Genomic DNA, 421 nt, shown 5'->3' on the forward strand with positions numbered 1-421 from the left:
GTGGACCTCGAAGGCTCCGACGGTGCGACCGTCTGCAAGGGAGACGCCGGCGGGCCCGCCCTGCGCACCGTCAACGGCACCACCGAACTCGTCGCGGTCAACTCCCGCTCCTGGCAGGGCGGATGCCTCGGCATCGATCCCGCCGAGACCCGCACCGGCGCCGTCGACACCCGAGTCGACGACCTCGGCAACTGGGTCAAGGACGTCTTCAGCCGCGAGAAGACCACACCGGCGGACATCGACGGCGACGGCAAGGACGACCTGGTCCTGCAGCGCATCGACGGTTCCGTCGTCGTCCATCGCAACCTCGGCAACAGCTTCGGAGCCGGCACCGTCATGTCCGCCGGATGGAGCCGTTTCCTCACCGGTACCGATATGGGTCGTCTCTACTTCGCCGATGTCACGGGTGATGGCAAGGCCG

The 421-nt window shown here is 67.9% G+C and carries 1 protein-coding gene; it reads left to right on the forward strand.

Annotated features, from left to right (window positions below):
- Positions 1 to 421 (forward strand): FG-GAP repeat domain-containing protein (locus ACZ6ZN_RS33070; RefSeq protein ID WP_469651914.1); only part of this gene is annotated, 421 nt, incomplete at both ends.

It is taken from the genome of Streptomyces sp. NPDC053665 (assembly GCF_055585285.1).